At 68.4% G+C, this 15,385-nt stretch carries 12 protein-coding genes; 5 read left to right on the top strand and 7 right to left on the bottom strand.

Going from position 1 to position 15,385, the window contains the following annotated elements; translation table 11 throughout:
- Nucleotides 1–12: 12 nt before the first annotated feature.
- Nucleotides 13–813: a helix-turn-helix domain-containing protein gene (locus DTA22_RS04590; RefSeq protein ID WP_037229474.1), complete on the bottom strand. Its 801-nt coding sequence runs from the start codon at nucleotides 811–813 to the stop codon at nucleotides 13–15.
- A 65-nt stretch (nucleotides 814–878) separates the two neighbouring features.
- Here DTA22_RS04590 and DTA22_RS04585 point away from each other — a divergent pair, with 65 nt between their 5' ends.
- Nucleotides 879–1,319 carry a DUF3224 domain-containing protein gene (locus DTA22_RS04585; protein ID WP_112298609.1) on the top strand — a complete coding sequence of 147 codons (441 nt, stop codon included), beginning with the start codon at nucleotides 879–881 and terminating at the stop codon, nucleotides 1,317–1,319.
- Between the two features lie 14 nt (nucleotides 1,320–1,333).
- On the opposite strand, the gene DTA22_RS04580 is transcribed toward DTA22_RS04585, so the two are convergent.
- The 6 genes from DTA22_RS04580 to DTA22_RS04555 form a co-directional block, all read right to left on the bottom strand.
- Entirely contained in the window at nucleotides 1,334–1,912 is a 579-nt protein-coding gene (locus DTA22_RS04580) for a carboxymuconolactone decarboxylase family protein (RefSeq protein WP_112298608.1), read from the bottom strand.
- A gap of 80 nt (nucleotides 1,913–1,992) precedes the next feature.
- Nucleotides 1,993–4,179 (bottom strand): acyltransferase family protein, encoded by a 2,187-nt coding sequence (locus tag DTA22_RS04575; RefSeq protein WP_112298607.1) that lies wholly within the window; start codon nucleotides 4,177–4,179, stop codon nucleotides 1,993–1,995.
- Nucleotides 4,180–4,303: 124 nt separating this feature from the next.
- A complete protein-coding gene (locus DTA22_RS04570) occupies nucleotides 4,304–4,630 on the bottom strand; it encodes a Rieske (2Fe-2S) protein (protein WP_112298606.1) in 327 nt (108 codons plus the stop codon).
- Nucleotides 4,627–7,122, bottom strand: coding sequence for a nitrite reductase large subunit NirB (gene nirB / locus DTA22_RS04565; protein WP_112298605.1), 2,496 nt, complete (start codon nucleotides 7,120–7,122; stop codon nucleotides 4,627–4,629). The genes DTA22_RS04570 and nirB overlap by 4 nt, the downstream gene beginning before the upstream one ends.
- A gap of 90 nt (nucleotides 7,123–7,212) precedes the next feature.
- Nucleotides 7,213–8,364, bottom strand: coding sequence for an MFS transporter (locus tag DTA22_RS04560; protein WP_037229491.1), 1,152 nt, complete (start codon nucleotides 8,362–8,364; stop codon nucleotides 7,213–7,215).
- On the bottom strand, nucleotides 8,361–9,302 hold the full coding sequence (locus DTA22_RS04555) for a PAC2 family protein (protein ID WP_112298604.1): 942 nt from the start codon (nucleotides 9,300–9,302) through the stop codon (nucleotides 8,361–8,363). Before DTA22_RS04555 ends, DTA22_RS04560 begins: the two co-directional genes overlap by 4 nt.
- A 51-nt stretch (nucleotides 9,303–9,353) precedes the next feature.
- Between DTA22_RS04555 and metH the strand changes: the two genes are divergently transcribed.
- From metH to DTA22_RS04535, 4 genes are read left to right on the top strand one after another with little or no spacing between them, the layout of a single operon-like run.
- Nucleotides 9,354–12,923 carry a methionine synthase gene (metH, locus tag DTA22_RS04550; protein ID WP_037229494.1) on the top strand — a complete coding sequence of 1,190 codons (3,570 nt, stop codon included), beginning with the start codon at nucleotides 9,354–9,356 and terminating at the stop codon, nucleotides 12,921–12,923.
- A complete protein-coding gene (locus DTA22_RS04545; protein ID WP_112298603.1) occupies nucleotides 12,916–13,608 on the top strand; it encodes an HAD family hydrolase in 693 nt (230 codons plus the stop codon). The genes metH and DTA22_RS04545 overlap by 8 nt, the downstream gene beginning before the upstream one ends.
- Before the next feature lie 15 nt (nucleotides 13,609–13,623).
- Nucleotides 13,624–14,481 (top strand): oxygen-dependent tRNA uridine(34) hydroxylase TrhO, encoded by an 858-nt coding sequence (gene trhO / locus DTA22_RS04540; RefSeq protein WP_037229497.1) that lies wholly within the window; start codon nucleotides 13,624–13,626, stop codon nucleotides 14,479–14,481.
- A 1-nt stretch (nucleotide 14,482) separates the two neighbouring features.
- Complete coding sequence (locus tag DTA22_RS04535; RefSeq protein WP_112298602.1) at nucleotides 14,483–15,376, top strand: pseudouridine synthase; 894 nt, start codon at nucleotides 14,483–14,485, stop codon at nucleotides 15,374–15,376.
- Nucleotides 15,377–15,385: the final 9 nt, after the last annotated feature.

Raw genomic sequence — 15,385 nt, 5'->3', positions numbered from 1 at the left:
AACCCGGCCGCGCTACAACAGGCCGTGCGTGCGCTGATAGGTGGCCGGTGGTGTCCCGACCACGTGAGTGAAGACACGGGTCAGGTGAGCCTGGTCGCTGAACCCCAGTTCGTAGGCGAGCGCCGACCAGTCGATCCTCTCGCCCGAGTGCGCGGCGCCGGCGGCGTCGAGGATACGAAATCGCTGGATCACCCACTTCGGGCCGATACCGACGTACTCGGTGAACAGCCGTTGCAGGGTGCGCAGACTGCAGCCGGCATGTGCGGCGAGCTGGTCTGCCCGGACGATGTCGCGGTTGCTCTGGGCGTCGCCCACCAGGTCTGTGATCTCCCGTCCCGTGGGATCCGGAACGGGATCGGTGCGGAGAAGGTATCGCTCGAAGGCGTCGATCATTTCCGCGCTGTCCGTGCCTGCGAGGATCCGCTCCGCGACCGGGCGATCGTCACCGGCGAGCAGGTGCCGTCCGGGCTGGATGGTTCCCGAGATCGCGCCGACGCTGCCCTTCAGCAGAGGCCGGAACCCTCCGGCGTGGAAGGCGGCTCCCAGCACGTGGCCGTTCCCGGTCAGCGTTCGGTAGAACGGCGACCGGGAGATCCCGTGCACGAGCAACTGTCCGTCCTCGGCAGCGACATGAACGCGGGGCTGGGGCACCACCTGCTGTCGATGGGGCTTCGGCACCGACCACCTCACCAGCCAGTGGTAGTCGACGAACTCGGCCAAAGCCTCTCGGGGAGCGACCCGTTCGACCTCGAACCCCGGTGCGGCGGCCGTCGGGCGGACGATCGCCTCGGGATGTCCTGGCACAGTCGACATTCGCTCATCCTAGTGTCGCGAATGTTCAAGAACGCCACGCTGCCTCGTACCTAGAGTCACGTGTCATGAGCTACTCACACATTGCACGAGGCAAGTTCTCCATCGCCTCGTGGTCGGAATCGGTGATCGTCGACATCGACGGCGAGGGTACGACCGCCGGCGACGCCTACTACCCCACTCGCGGTGCCAACCGAGCGACCGTCGCGTACTCGTACTCCGGGGACATCGAGGGAACGAGCACCGTGGTCTACCTGATCGCATACAAGGCCGATGCCGCGCCGGTGCTCGGTTTCGAGCGTTTCGAGGGCTCGATCGGCGGGCACGACGGGACGTGCGTATTCCAGCACATCGGCAGCCAGGACCAGGGTTCGGTGTCAGCCCGGATCGAGGTGGTACCGGGTATGGGCACCGGCGGTTTGATCGACCTACGTGGCGGCGCGGACCTGTCCATCGCGGGACCCGGCGACAGCGGTTACGAATTCGTCCTGTCGTACGACGTCGGCTGACAGTTCCACGTCGCTCATGTCGTCGAGGGTGCGGCGAGCGGCTTCAGGCCACACGCCGTCGCGAAGCCCTGTGATTCGATGCCGAACGCGGTGTTGGTGCGGGTCACGAGATTTGCCAGCGCGATGAACGCGGTCAGTTCCACCAGCGCGGCCGGGCCGAGCGGCTCGAGCAGCCGGGCCGACAGTTCGTCGGTGACCGTCGGCGGGGTCTGGGTCATCGCTTCGGCGTACTCGAGCACGTCCCGCTCCAACGGTGTGAACACGTCCGACTGGCGCCAGCGGGGTACCTCGCGTGCCTTGGTCAGATCGAGTCCCTCGTTGTGGGCCTGGAAATAGCCGAAGTCCAGGCAGAAACTACAGCCGACCAGGCTCGCGACCGCCATGTGCGCGAACGACTTCAGGTTCTGGTCACACTGATCCCACTTCTGAGCCCGGCGGCCGACGCTGAAGCTGAAGTTCAGCACCTTTCGGTTGTGCCACGCGACCTCGACGGGCTCGGCCACGTCGCCGAGCATCTTGCGGGACATCCGCTTGACGATCGCGCCGTAGATGCCGGTCAGCTCGGCCTTCGGGATCCGGGTATTGCCGGCCATGATTCCTCCTCCGGTGGTGTGCTCTCGGCATGAGACACCGGCCACGAGCGGAATGTGACACCCGCACCGAATTTAGCCGCTCAGCCCGGTGCGAGTGCGTGGTCGGCCAGCGCGGCGACGACAGGTGAGAGTGCCTGGGCGTGTTCGAGGGTCAGGTGGTTGTCGTCGCGGTACACGAGGTCGTTGCCGACGATGACGGGGCAGCGCTCGGTGGTGCAGAACAGGGAGGTGAGGTCGGCGTACCGCCCGCCGCCTGCCGCGGTGGCCGCCGCCTCGGCCGCGACGCCGGCGTCGTTCACCGCGACCGGTCGCGGCGGCGAGCAGGCAGTCGCGTCGTCCAGGTGGGCGGAGAGGCAGGTGGGCACGGTCGACTGCGGATCCGGGATCGGCCCGAGGACGAGGACGGCCGAGCCCGTGGCCCGGAGTTCCGTGACCAGCCTGGTCAGGCTGTCGAGCCAGGCCTGGCCGTACACGGTGAAACCGAAATCGGCGCCGTACCGCCGGGACATGCTCAGCACGACCAACCGGGGCCGCTCGGCCCGCAGTCTGTCGACGACCTCGCCGCGCCATTCCTCGCATTCGGTGTATTCCCGGCCGAGGTAGGGGCTGGTGAGGGGGAGGTCGAGAAGCGGACAGGTGACCTTGCCCATCGTCTCGAGCCGCCAATGATTCTGCTCGGCGGCCGATTCGAAAGCCGGGGCCCACATCGCGGCATGCGAATCGCCGACCAGCGCCACCGTCGTCGGAGACGCGACGTCCCCCGACGCGCACTCGTCCTGCCCCACCTCGAGCCACGACCGCACGCAGCCGTTGACGAACACCTCCGGCTTGTCGGCAGGCGCGTCGGCGAGCGGTGGAGACAGATTCGACGGGACCGCCTGCAGCCCTGCCGATTCCCCGACAGCCGCCTGTACCTGCGCGGTCATGTCGTGCACCGCCGCGTCACGCGGATCGACTGTGGGAGGCGCCGATTCGGCCGGTGCAGAGACGGTGAGGGCTGTGGCCGCGGCTCCGTGTCCGACCGGAACCGGCCGCGCGATCAGCAGCACCAGTGCCGCACACACTGCGATGGCGGTGACGGCGCCGCCGAGCACGAGGCTGCGCGAGGCCGAGCGGCGCAACGGAGCAGCGAAGCGGACGGGATTCTCGACCAGGACCAGTGTCAGTCCGGCCAGACCCGCGGACACCATGACCATCGCCAGACGATCGGTCAGGTCCAGCGAGCGGCCGAGCACGATCGGCGCGAGCAGCAGCACCGGCCAGTGCCACAGGTACCAGGAATAGGACACCCGCCCGACCGCCCGCATCGGCGGCAGCGACAGGCTCCGCCCGACCCCCAGCCGGGGTGCGGCACATCCCGCTCCGATCACCAGCACCGTGCCGACGACCGGAACCAGCGCGGCGGTGCCGGGGTAGGGCGTCGTCTCACCGAGTCGAAAGCAAGCGACGACGATCAGTCCGAAACCCGCCCATCCCGCCGCGGCGGCGACCACCGACGGCAGCCGCTGCCAATGCCGAACGGACAGGGCGACCAACCCACCCGCGGCCAGTTCCCAGGCGCGGGTGGGCAACGAGAAGAACGCCCACGGCGGCAGCGTCCGGGTCCAGTCGAGCGAGACCGCGAACGACACTGCCGCGACCACGGCGAGAACGATCAGGTACGGCGTCGTCGACGGTGGGTTGTCCGCGTCGAGGCGCCGTGCCCTGCGCCGGACGAGCCACGCGACCCCGATGATCAGCGCAGGCCACAGCAGGTAGAACTGCTCTTCCACACCGAGCGACCAGTAGTGCTGGAACGGTGACGGGGGCGTGTCGGCGGCCAGATAGTCGGTGCCGTGCAGGGCGAACCGGTAGTTGCCGACGTAGAGCGCACTGGCGATCCCGTCACCGAGGACCGCGCGGGCCTGCAGAGGGGGCAGGAGCAGGGCCGCGCCGATGGCAGTGGCCACCAGCACGATGCACCCGGCGGGCAGCAGCCGGCGGGCCCGCGCGCCGTAGAACTCGGCCAGCCGGACACGGCCGGTGGTCGCGACGCTCCGCCACAGCAGCCCGGTGATGAGAAACCCCGAGACGACGAAGAAGATGTCGACGCCGGCGAACCCACCGCCGATTCCGGGGACGCCCGCGTGGAAGAGGACCACGGCCAGCACCGCGACGGCCCGTAAACCCTCGATGTCGGCGCGGAATACGGTGTCGGCCGACCGGCCGCCGATCTGTGGACGGCTACCGGATCGGCGCCGTCGTTCCGGGCTCGCGACGGTATTCACTCGACCAGCGATCTGTCCATGCGACGCGCCCCTTCAGCTGCAGCATTGAGCTCATGATGACAGCGGTGCCTAGACTTTCCCGAAAGGCACGCCGTATCGGGTCAGAGCGCTGGTGAGTGGCCACTCAGACGCGCACGACGACCGACCCTTCGCGAACCGATGCGGTGTAGGTGCGGACCGAGCTCACACCCTCGGATGCGCAGGCGCCCGTGTCGAAGGCGAACGAGTACTGGTGGAGCGGGCACATCACGCCGGTGGCGTCGATCTGACCGTCGGCGAGCGGACCGCCCTTGTGCGGGCACACCGCGTCCATCGCCCGAACGGTGCCGTCCGACAACAGGAATACGGCCACCTGACGGTTCTGCACGACATATGTCCGGCCCTCGCCCGGTGTCAGGTCGCTGACCGGACCCACAGCGACCTCGGAGGGGCCCTCGATCAGGGCGGTCATCGGACCGGCACCTGAGGGAGCGGCAGCAGCGGGAGCGACGGAGCGAACTGTGCAGGCGATTTCGGTGCGCTGCGCTCCTTCCACGGATCCCGGTAACCGTCCACCGCCGTCTGGATCCGCTCGTCCAACCCCGTCACGATGTCCTCCTCGTCTCGGACCAGCAGCGCCCGAAGATGTTCGAGTCCCACCCGCGGGACGAAGTCGTACGTGCGTTCGAGCCATTTCGCGTTCTCGCGGTAGTACTGGATGAACCGTCCGCCGAGTTCCACCACGGCGTCCGGTGATTCGACCGTTGCCAGCAGATCACCCTTCCGGATGTGCGCTCCGGCGGCGCCGCCGACGTAGATTTCCCATCGGCCGTCGCCGACCGCGACCACACCGAAGTCCTTGCACAGGGCCTCCGAGCAGTTGCGTGGGCACCCGGCGACCGCGAGTTTCAGCTTCGCGGGCGTCTCCAGGCCCTGGAACCGTTCCTCGAGCGCGATGCCGAGGCTCGTCGAATCGCCGAGACCATAGCGGCAGAAATCGGTTCCGACGCACGTCTTCACCGTGCGCATGCTCTTGCCGTAGGCGAACCCGGACGGCATGTCGAGGTCCCCCCACACCTTGGGGAGGTCCTCCTTCTTGATGCCGAGCAGGTCGATGCGCTGCCCGCCGGTGACCTTCACGAGCGGCACGCCGTACTTGTCCGCCACGTCGGCGATCTTGCGGAGTTGCTCCGGCGTCGTGACGCCGCCCTTCATCTGCGGAACCACCGAGAACGTGCCGTCGCGCTGGATGTTGGCGTGTACGCGGTCGTTGATGAACAGCGCGCCGCGCTCGTCCACCCAGTCTGGACCCCAGATCGTGCGAAGCAGCGAGGCCAGGGGCATCTTCGCGGACGCGTCCTCCTTCGCGTCCGTCGCGAGTTCGGCGAACACCTGGGACACGGCCCGGAGGTCGCGTTCCCGGATGGTCGCGATGAGTTCGGGCTTCGCCATCGGGATGCAGGGCACATACCAGTCGGCGGAGGGGTCGGCCTCGAGTTCGCCACCTGCGGCGCAGGCCACGATGTCGGCGACGAGTCCCTTGCACGACCCGCAGCCCTTGCCTGCCCGGGTCTGGGCGCAGACGTCGGTGAGTGTCTTGGCGCCGGAATGGACGCACGCGACCAGATCGCCCTTGCTCACGCCGTTGCAGTTGCACACCTGCAAGTCGTCGGGGAGGTCGGCGACACTCGTTGCGGCGCTCGGGGCTCCGACGTCGAAGAGCATGCTGATCCGCTCCTCGGGCAGCGGCACCTTGCCGTCGAACGCCTGAGTGAGGAAACCCGCCTTGCTGATGTCGCCCATCAGGGTGGCGCCGATCAGCTTTCCGTCGCGGACGACGAGGCTCTTGTACGTGCCGCTGCGCGGTTCGTAGTACTGGACGAATTCGTCGTCCGCCGTCTCGGGTCCCTTGACGCCCATCGCGGCCACGTCGACACCGGCGACCTTCAGTTGGGTGGTGGTGCGTGAACCGACGTACGCCGCTTCGGGATTCGAGCCGGTAAGGACGTCGGCGAGGATGACCGACTGTTCCCACACCGGGGCGACGAGGCCGTAGGTCTCCCCGCGGTGCTGTGCGCACTCGCCGACGGCGTATACGGAACCCTCGTCCTCGCAGCGCATCTGGTCGTCCACCACGACGCCGCGTTCGACCACCAGCCCGGCGGCACGCGCGAGTTCGGTGTTGGGCCGGATTCCGGCGGTGACGACGACCATGTCGGCGTCCAGGGTCGAGCCGTCGACGAACGACACCCCGGTCACGAGGCCCGCCTCGTCGCGCAGCACGGCGGTGGTCCGCATCGAGGTGTGGACGCCGACGCCGAGCTTCTCGATCTCGGCGCGCAGGACGCTGCCGCCGCGTTCGTCGAGCTGCTGGTTCATCAGGTGCCCGGGGGAGTGCACGACGTTGACGGTGAGACCCTGTGTGCGCAGCCCGTACGCGGCCTCCAAGCCGAGCAGGCCGCCGCCGATCACCACCGCGGACACGTCGTCGCGGGCCTGCGCCATCTGCAGCATGCCGTTGGTGTCGGCGATGTTCCGGAATCCGAACACCCCGCGGGCCAGGCGCCCGTCGTGCTCCCGCAACCCGTCCATGTTGGGGAAGAACGTGTTGCTTCCCGTGGCGATGATGAGCACGTCGTAGTCGACGACGCGGCCGCTCTCACACGTGACCGTCTTCGCGAACCGGTCGAGTGCGACCGCGCGATCGCCGGCGTGGAGTTTGACGCCGTTCGCGGTGTACCAGCCCATGGGGTTGAGGATCAGGTCCTCGTCGTCGACGGCCGCCTCCCCGGACAGCACGTGCGAGAGCATGATCCGGTTGTAGTTGCCGTAGGGCTCGTCGCCGATCATGGTGATCTCGAAACGCTCGCCGCCGCCACGGTTCAGGATCTCCTCGACGGTGCGTGCGCCGGCCATACCGTTGCCGACGACCAGCAGCTTGCTCGAACTCGGAGTGTTGGCCATGCGTCGAGGCTCCGCCCCGGGAGTGTCGTAACGGCTGCGCGCACGTTACGTGGGAATCAGGAACACCTCACAGCCCTCCCGGAAGTCATGTCAGGCAGGTGCGCGGTCGCGGGGCATGAGCAGCGGGGCCAGCACGGCGAGGAGCAGTGCGGGCAGCAGGAAACCGGCCGCGGGCGACACCGAATACACCGGGGTGAGGGTGATCGGGGCGAGCGCGTTGCCCATGAATCGCAGCGCCTGCACGACGGACACCGCGCCACCCCGGTTCGGGCCCGGCGAACCGAGCACGGCGGCGTTGACACCGACCAGGATGAACTGACCGGCGATTCCGGCCGCGAACCACGCCACGGCCACGACCGCGAGGAGGGACACGGTCCCGGCGGCTGCAACGAGAATCGCCCCGCCGAGCGCACCGATCAGGACCGCAGACCGCGCCCCGATCTTGTCGATGACACCGCCGACGAGGCGTGCGGTGAGGATGCCGGCCACGCCGAACCCGGTGAGCAGCAGCCCGCGCTGGGTCGGGCTGAGCCCGAAGACGTCCTCGGCGCGGAACGCGACCAGGAAGCTCAGCCCACCGAGCGCGCCCCAGCCGAGGAGTGCGACCACCCCGATCCTCAGCACCGACGGGGTGAGGGCGTCGCGCAGTCGCGGGCGCGGCGCCCCCGGTTCGGCGGGAGGGCTGTCGGGAACGCCGACCAGCCCCAGCACCGCGGCCACGAGGGCGATGACGAGGAACGCGAGCCTCCAGTCGACCTCCGCCGCGAGACCGCCGACGAGCGGCGCGCTCGACTGTCCCGCGGCCTGGAAGGCACCGAAGATCCCCAGGGCCCGGCCGAGATGCTTCTTCGGCGTCGAGGCGGCGAGCGCCGCCAGCAGCAGCGGCGTCGTGAACGAGTTCGAACACCCCTGGAGCACGCGGGCGCCGAGGAAGAGCGGCAGCGTCGGCGCCGCGAAACAGGCGAGCGACGACAGCAGGTAGACGCCGTACGCGATCCGCACGGTCCGCATCTGCCCCCACCGGGCGCCCAGCGTGCCCGACACCAGCATCAGCAACGCGAACGGCAGCAGATACGCCGTCAGCGAACCGGCCGCCGCAGACGCACTCACGCCGAGGTCGTCACCGATCTCGGGAAGGATCGAGGCGACGACCCCGCCGCCGAACGGACCGAGGAAACCGCCGGCGTAGAGCGCCGTGCGCTGGAGCGAGGAACGAAGCGACTCGGATGAGTTCTTCGTCACAGCCCGAAGCTGCCGGGCCCACGCCTGCGGAGGTACCGCTCGAACTCGGCCGCGAGCGCGTCACCGTCGATCTTCGAGATGGCGTCGGAAATGTCGGTCTCGGCGTCGCCGCGCTCCTCGAGTGAGCGGACGTACTCGCCGATCTCCTCGTCGTCCGCGGTCATCTCGGTGACGGCTTCCTGCCAATCGTCGGCCTGGGACGGGAGTTCCCCGAGGGGCACCTCGATGTCCAGGACATCCTCGACGCGTTGCAGCAGCGCCACCGTGGCCTTGGGATTCGGCGGCTGGGACACGTAGTGGGGCACGGCCGCCCAGAACGACACGGCGGGAACACCTGCCCGGACACACGCGTCCTGCAGCACCCCGGTGATTCCGGTCGGCCCCTCGTAGCGGGTCTGTTCGAGCTTGAACCGCTCGGCGGCCTCGCTGCTGTATGCGCTGCCCGTCACCGGGACCGGCCGCGTGTGCGGGGTGTCCGCGAGCAGCGCGCCGAGGATCACCACGGTGTTGATCTGCAGCTGATCGACCAGTTCGAGGAGGTCCTCGCAGAAGCTCCGCCAGCGCATGTTCGGTTCGATCCCGCGCAGCAGAACCACGTCGCGGTCGCTGCCGGGAGGCGAGCACACCGACAGGCGGGTGGCGGGCCACACGATCTCCCGGGTGACACCGTCGACCTGCCGGACCGTGGGTCGATTGACCTGGTAGTCGTAGTATTCCTCGGAGTCCAGCTCGGCGAGCGGCTGGGCGTCCCAGGTCAACTCGAGGTGCTCGACGGCTCCGCTCGCGGCGTCGCCGGCGTCGTTCCAGCCCTCGAAGGCGGCGACGAGGACAGGGTCACGAAGTACGGGCACGCCACTGTCCGTCGCACCGGCATCCGCGGTGTCGGGGGTGTCGTCGGCGCGGCCCGCAGGCGTGACGGGGAACTCACTGGAACTCACCCACCCAGCCTACGGCCAGCATTGGTTCGCGCGCCCACTAGTCTGGACGGCATGTCTGCGCCATTTCACTCTGCCCTGCTCGATGCGTTGAACCAGCGCGTTGTCATCGGCGACGGAGCCATGGGCACCATGTTGCAGGCCGCGGACCTCACGCTCGACGACTTCCTCGGGCTCGAAGGCTGCAACGAAATCCTCAACGACACCCGCCCTGACGTGCTGAAAGACATCCACCGCGCGTACTTCGAGGCCGGGGCGGACGCCGTCGAGACCAACACGTTCGGGTGCAACCTACCCAACCTCGCCGATTACGACATTTCGGACCGTATCCGGGAACTGGCCGAGAAGGGCACCCGGCTGGCGCGTGACGTGGCCGACGAGATGGGGCCTGGACGCGACGGCATGGGCCGCTTCGTCCTCGGCTCGATGGGGCCCGGAACCAAGTTGCCGACGCTGGGCCACGCGCCGTTCGCGGTCCTCCGCGACGCCTACGCGGAGGCGGCGATGGGCATGATCGACGGGGGAGCGGACGCGATCCTCGTCGAGACCTGCCAGGACCTGCTGCAGGTGAAGGCGGCCATCCTCGGCAGTCAGCGGGCGATGGAGACGCTGGGGTCGCGGCTGCCGATCATCACTCACGTGACGGTCGAGACCACCGGCACGATGCTCCTCGGCAGCGAGATCGGCGCCGCGCTGACCGCGCTCGAGCCGCTCGGTATCGACATGATCGGACTCAACTGCGCGACCGGTCCCGCCGAGATGAGCGAACATCTCCGCCACCTGTCCAAGTACAGCTCCCTTCCGGTGTCGGTGATGCCCAACGCCGGATTGCCGCAGCTCGGCCCGAACGGCGCCGAGTACCCGCTCACCGCGGAGGAGCTCGCCGAGGCGCTCAGCGGTTTCGTCACCGAGTTCGGTCTCGGTCTGGTCGGCGGCTGCTGCGGCACCACGCCGGAGCACATCCGGCAGGTGGCCGAAGCGGTTCGCCTGGTCGAGAAGGCCGAGCGGAACCCGGTGCACGAGTCGGGGACGTCCTCGCTGTACACGGCGGTGCCGTTCCAGCAGGACGCCAGCATCCTGATGATCGGTGAACGCACGAACACCAACGGCTCCAAGGCATTTCGTGAGGCGATGATCGCCGAGGACTACCAGAAGTGCCTCGACATCGCGAAGGACCAGACCCGCGACGGCGCCCACATGCTCGACCTCAACGTCGACTACGTCGGACGCGACGGTGCCGTCGACATGGCCGCCCTCGCAAGCCGGTTCGCGACGTCGTCGACGCTGCCGATCATGCTCGACTCCACCGAGCCCGCGGTCCTGCAGGCCGGCCTCGAGCACCTCGGCGGCCGGTGCGCCGTGAACTCCGTCAACTACGAGGACGGCGACGGACCGGACTCCCGGTTCCAGAAGATCATGCGGCTCGTCACGGAGCACGGCGCCGCCGTCGTCGCGCTGACCATCGACGAGGAGGGCCAGGCGCGTACGGCGGAGCACAAGGTCCGCATCGCCGAGCGCCTGCTCGAAGACCTCACCGTGAACTGGGGTCTCGACGAGTCCGACATCATCATCGACGCGCTGACGTTCCCGATCTCCACCGGTCAGGAAGAGGTCCGCCGCGACGGCATCGAGACGATCGAGGCGATCCGCGAGCTGAAGAAGCTGCATCCGCGGGTGCACTTCACCCTCGGCGTGTCCAACATCTCGTTCGGTCTCAACCCGGCGGCCCGGCAGGTCCTGAACTCGGTGTTCCTGCACGAGTGCACCGAGGCCGGCCTGGACACGGCCATCGTGCACGCGTCGAAGATCTTGCCGATGGCGCGGATCCCCGACGAACAACGGGAAACGGCCCTCGACCTGGTGTATGACCGCCGCCGCGAGGGCTACGACCCGCTGCAGAAGCTGATGGAACTGTTCGAGGGCGTCTCCGCGGCGTCGGCGCGCGAATCCCGCGCCCAGGAACTGGCGGCGCTGCCGCTGTTCGAGCGGCTGGAACGCCGCATCGTCGACGGTGAACGCAACGGCCTCGACGACGACCTCACCGCGGCGATGGAGGAGAAGCCGCCGCTCGCGATCATCAACGAGACGCTGCTGTCCGGCATGAAGACCGTCGGCGAACTCTTCGGGTCCGGGCAGATGCAGTTGCCGTTCGTGCTGCAGTCCGCCGAGGTGATGAAGGCGGCCGTGGCATACCTCGAACCGCACATGGAGGCCACCGACGAGGACGGCAAGGGCCGTATTGTCATCGCCACCGTGAAGGGCGACGTCCACGACATCGGCAAGAACCTCGTCGACATCATCCTGAGCAACAACGGGTACGACGTGGTGAACCTGGGCATCAAGCAGCCGATCGCGACGATCCTCGACGCGGCGATCGAGCAGAAGGCCGACGTCATCGGCATGTCCGGGCTGCTGGTGAAGTCGACCGTGGTGATGAAGGACAACCTGCAGGAACTCAACGCCAAGGGTGTCGCGGAGAAGTTCCCCGTCCTCCTCGGCGGTGCCGCACTGACCCGGTCGTATGTGGAGAACGATCTGGCCGAGGTGTACGAGGGCGACGTCAGCTACGCGCGCGACGCGTTCGAGGGCCTGCACCGGATGGACGAGATCATGGCCGTCAAGCGTGGCGGCGGACCCGACCCGGACAGCCCGGAAGCGATCGCGGCCCGCGAGAAGGCGGCCGAACGGAAGGCACGGCACGAGCGGTCCAAGCGGATCGCGGAGAAGCGCAAGGCCGCCGAGACCCCGATCGAGGTGCCGGAGCGATCCGACGTGGCCACCGACATCGTGGTGCCGAGCCCGCCGTTCTGGGGCAACCGGATCGTCAAGGGTGTCTCGCTGTCGGACTACTCGGGACTGCTGGACGAGCGTGCCCTGTTCCTCGGGCAGTGGGGTCTGCGCGGGCAGCGTTCCGGCGACGGTCCCACGTACGAGGAACTGGTGGAGACGGAGGGTCGCCCCCGCCTGCGATACTGGCTCGACCGGCTGAGCACCGAGGGAATCCTCGCGCACGCCGCCGTCGTGTACGGCTACTTCCCCGCGGTGTCGGAGGGCGACGACGTGGTCGTGCTCACCGACCCGACACCCGACGCGGAGGAGCGCTTCCGGTTCACGTTCCCGCGCCAGCACCGCGACCGTTTCCTGTGTGTCGCCGACTTCGTCCGGTCCCGCACCGAGGCGAAGGAGACCGGTCAGGTCGACGTGTTCCCGATGCAGCTCGTCACGATGGGGCAGCCCATCGCGGACTTCGCGAACGAGTTGTTCGCCGCCAACGCGTACCGCGACTACCTCGAGGTGCACGGTATCGGCGTGCAGCTGACGGAATCGCTGGCCGAGTACTGGCATCAACGGGTCCGCGAGGAACTCGTGCTGCCCGGCGGTCACAACGTGGCCGAGCAGGACCCGTCCGAGGTGTCCGGGTTCTTCGACCTCGCCTACCGAGGTGCCCGGTACTCCTTCGGGTACGGCGCCTGCCCCAACCTGGAGGACCGCGCGAAGATGGTCGCCCTGCTCGAACCCGAACGGATCGGTGTGAAATTGTCGGAGGAACTGCAGTTGCATCCCGAGCAGTCCACGGATGCGTTCGTGCTGCACCACCCCGAAGCGAAGTACTTCAATGTCTGAGGCAGTCGACGGTCTCGCAGGTGTTCTGTGGGACATGGACGGAACGCTGCTCGATTCCGAGAAGATGTGGGACGTCGCTGTCCGCGAGCTGTCGCTGCACCTCGGCGGGCCGATGACCGAGGAGACGCGGCTGAAGACGATCGGCGCGTCCAGCACCAACGCCCTCGGCGTCATCTTCGACGCCCTCGGGCTCGACCGGGATCCGGCGGCGCTCGCCGAGGCCAAGGAATGGATGTTCACCCGCGTCGAGGAATTGTTCGGCGACGGGATCCCGTGGCGACCGGGCGCCCACGACGCACTGCGGACCGTCCGGACGCACGGCCTGAGGTCCGCGCTGGTGACCAACACCGAGCGCCGGCTCACCGAGCGGGCGCTCGAGACGCTCGGCAGGCACCACTTCGACCACTCGGTGTGCGGCGACGAGGTGCCGGCGGGCAAACCGCATCCGGACCCGTACCTGCGGGGCGCGGAACTGCTGGGTCTGGATCCGTCGCAGTGCCTCGCCATCGAGGACTCGCCCACCGGTGCGGCGTCCGCGCAGGCCGCGGGGTGCGTCGTCCTGATCGTCCCGTGCGAGATCGCGGTGGCCGACGGCCCGGGGCGGGTGTTCCGGGACAGTCTCGTGGGTCTCACCGGTTCCGACCTGGTCGAGGTGTGGGCGCAGCGGAGTGGCGTCCGTCTCTAGGTAGTCTGGTTTCCCGTGGCTGTCCCGAAAATCGTGCTGTTCTACGTGTTCACTCCGCTCGCCGACCCGGAGGCGATACGGCTGTGGCAGTACACACTCGCCGAGGCGAACAACCTGACCGGCCGGATCCTCGTCTCCGAGCACGGCATCAACGCGACGGTCGGTGGTGACATCCACGACGTCAAGCGGTACGTGAAGGGGACGCGCAGCTATGCCCCGTTCAAGGACGCCGACATCAAGTGGTCCGACGGGCTCGGTGACGACTTCCCGCGGCTGAGCGTCAAGGTGCGGTCGGAGATCGTGACGTTCGGTGCGCCGGGCGAGCTGAAGGTGGACGCGGACGGCGTCGTCGGCGGCGGCACCCACCTCGCGCCCGAAGAGCTGCACCGACTGGTCGAGGGTCGCGGTGACGATGTCGTCTTCTTCGACGGGCGCAACGGTTTCGAGGCGGAGATCGGCCGATTCCGGGACGCCGTCGTGCCCGACGTGGCGACCACGCGCGAGTTCGTGCACGAACTCGACAGCGGCAAGTACGACCATCTGAAGGACAAGGCCGTCGTCACCTACTGCACCGGGGGAGTGCGGTGCGAGGTCCTGTCGTCGCTGATGCGCTCGCGCGGTTTCGGCGAGGTCTACCAACTGGACGGCGGCATCGTCCGCTACGGCGAGGAGTTCGGCGACACGGGCCTGTGGGAGGGGTCGCTGTACGTCTTCGACAAGCGGATGAACATCGAGTTCAGCGACCAGGCCAAGACGCTGGGACGTTGCACCCGGTGTGGCGGCCCGACGTCCCGGTACGAGAATCTGCCGGACGACCGGGGCCGCGAACTCGCGCTCGTGTGCGCCGAGTGCACCGAGAATCGGGTGGGCTGACGTGGCCGGGGCGCCGCTGCCGGTCCGCGACGGTCTCGGTCCCGATCGCATCCGGATGCCGGCAGGCCACGGCGCGAAGACGGTCGCCGAGTTCCTGGTCGAGACGTACCCGGACGAGCGGGCGCACTGGCTGTCGCTGATCGACGGCGGGGAAGTCGTCGACGAACACGGCCGGGTGGTGGACCGCGGAACCCGTTATGCCCCGACCCGTTTCGTGTACTTCTATCGCGACCCCGCACCCGAGATCCCGGTTCCGTTCGAGATCGACGTCCTCCACCGCGACGACCACCTCGTGGTGATCGACAAGCCCCATTTCCTCGCGACCATTCCGCGGGGCGCGCACATCACCGAGACGGCGGTGGTGCGGCTGCGGAGGGCGCTCGACCTGCCCGACCTCACGCCGGCACACCGGCTCGACCGGATGACGGCCGGTGTCCTGGTGTTCCTGATCAGGCGGGAAGACCGCCGGGCGTATCAGGAACTGTTCGTCTCCCAGCAGGTCACCAAGGAATACGAGGCCGTCGCCGACCACGACCCCGCGCTTGCCTTTCCGCGGACCATCCGCAGCCGCATCGTCAAGGAACACGGAATCATGACGGCGACGGAGGAACCGGGGGAACCGAACAGCGAGACCGTCGTCGACCTGATCGAGACCCGGGAGGGCCGCGCGCGGTACCGGCTGCTACCGAAGACCGGCCGGACACATCAACTGCGGTTGCACATGTCGTCGCTGGGGCTGCCGATCGAGGGCGACAACTATTACCCGGACTTCCGCCGATCCGAGCCCGGCGACTTCTCGACCCCGCTGCGGTTGCTGGCGCGGGCCATCGAGTTCACCGATCCCCGTTCGGGCGAGGTCCGCCGGTTCGAGAGTCGCCGCACACTCGGGTGGTGACCGGTTCGG

This window comes from Rhodococcus wratislaviensis, from assembly GCF_900455735.1.
Classification (GTDB): Bacteria; Actinomycetota; Actinomycetes; order Mycobacteriales; family Mycobacteriaceae; genus Rhodococcus_F; species Rhodococcus_F wratislaviensis.
The sequence above is the reverse complement of the archived record's forward strand: the minus strand, read 5'-3'. Positions and strand labels throughout refer to the sequence as shown.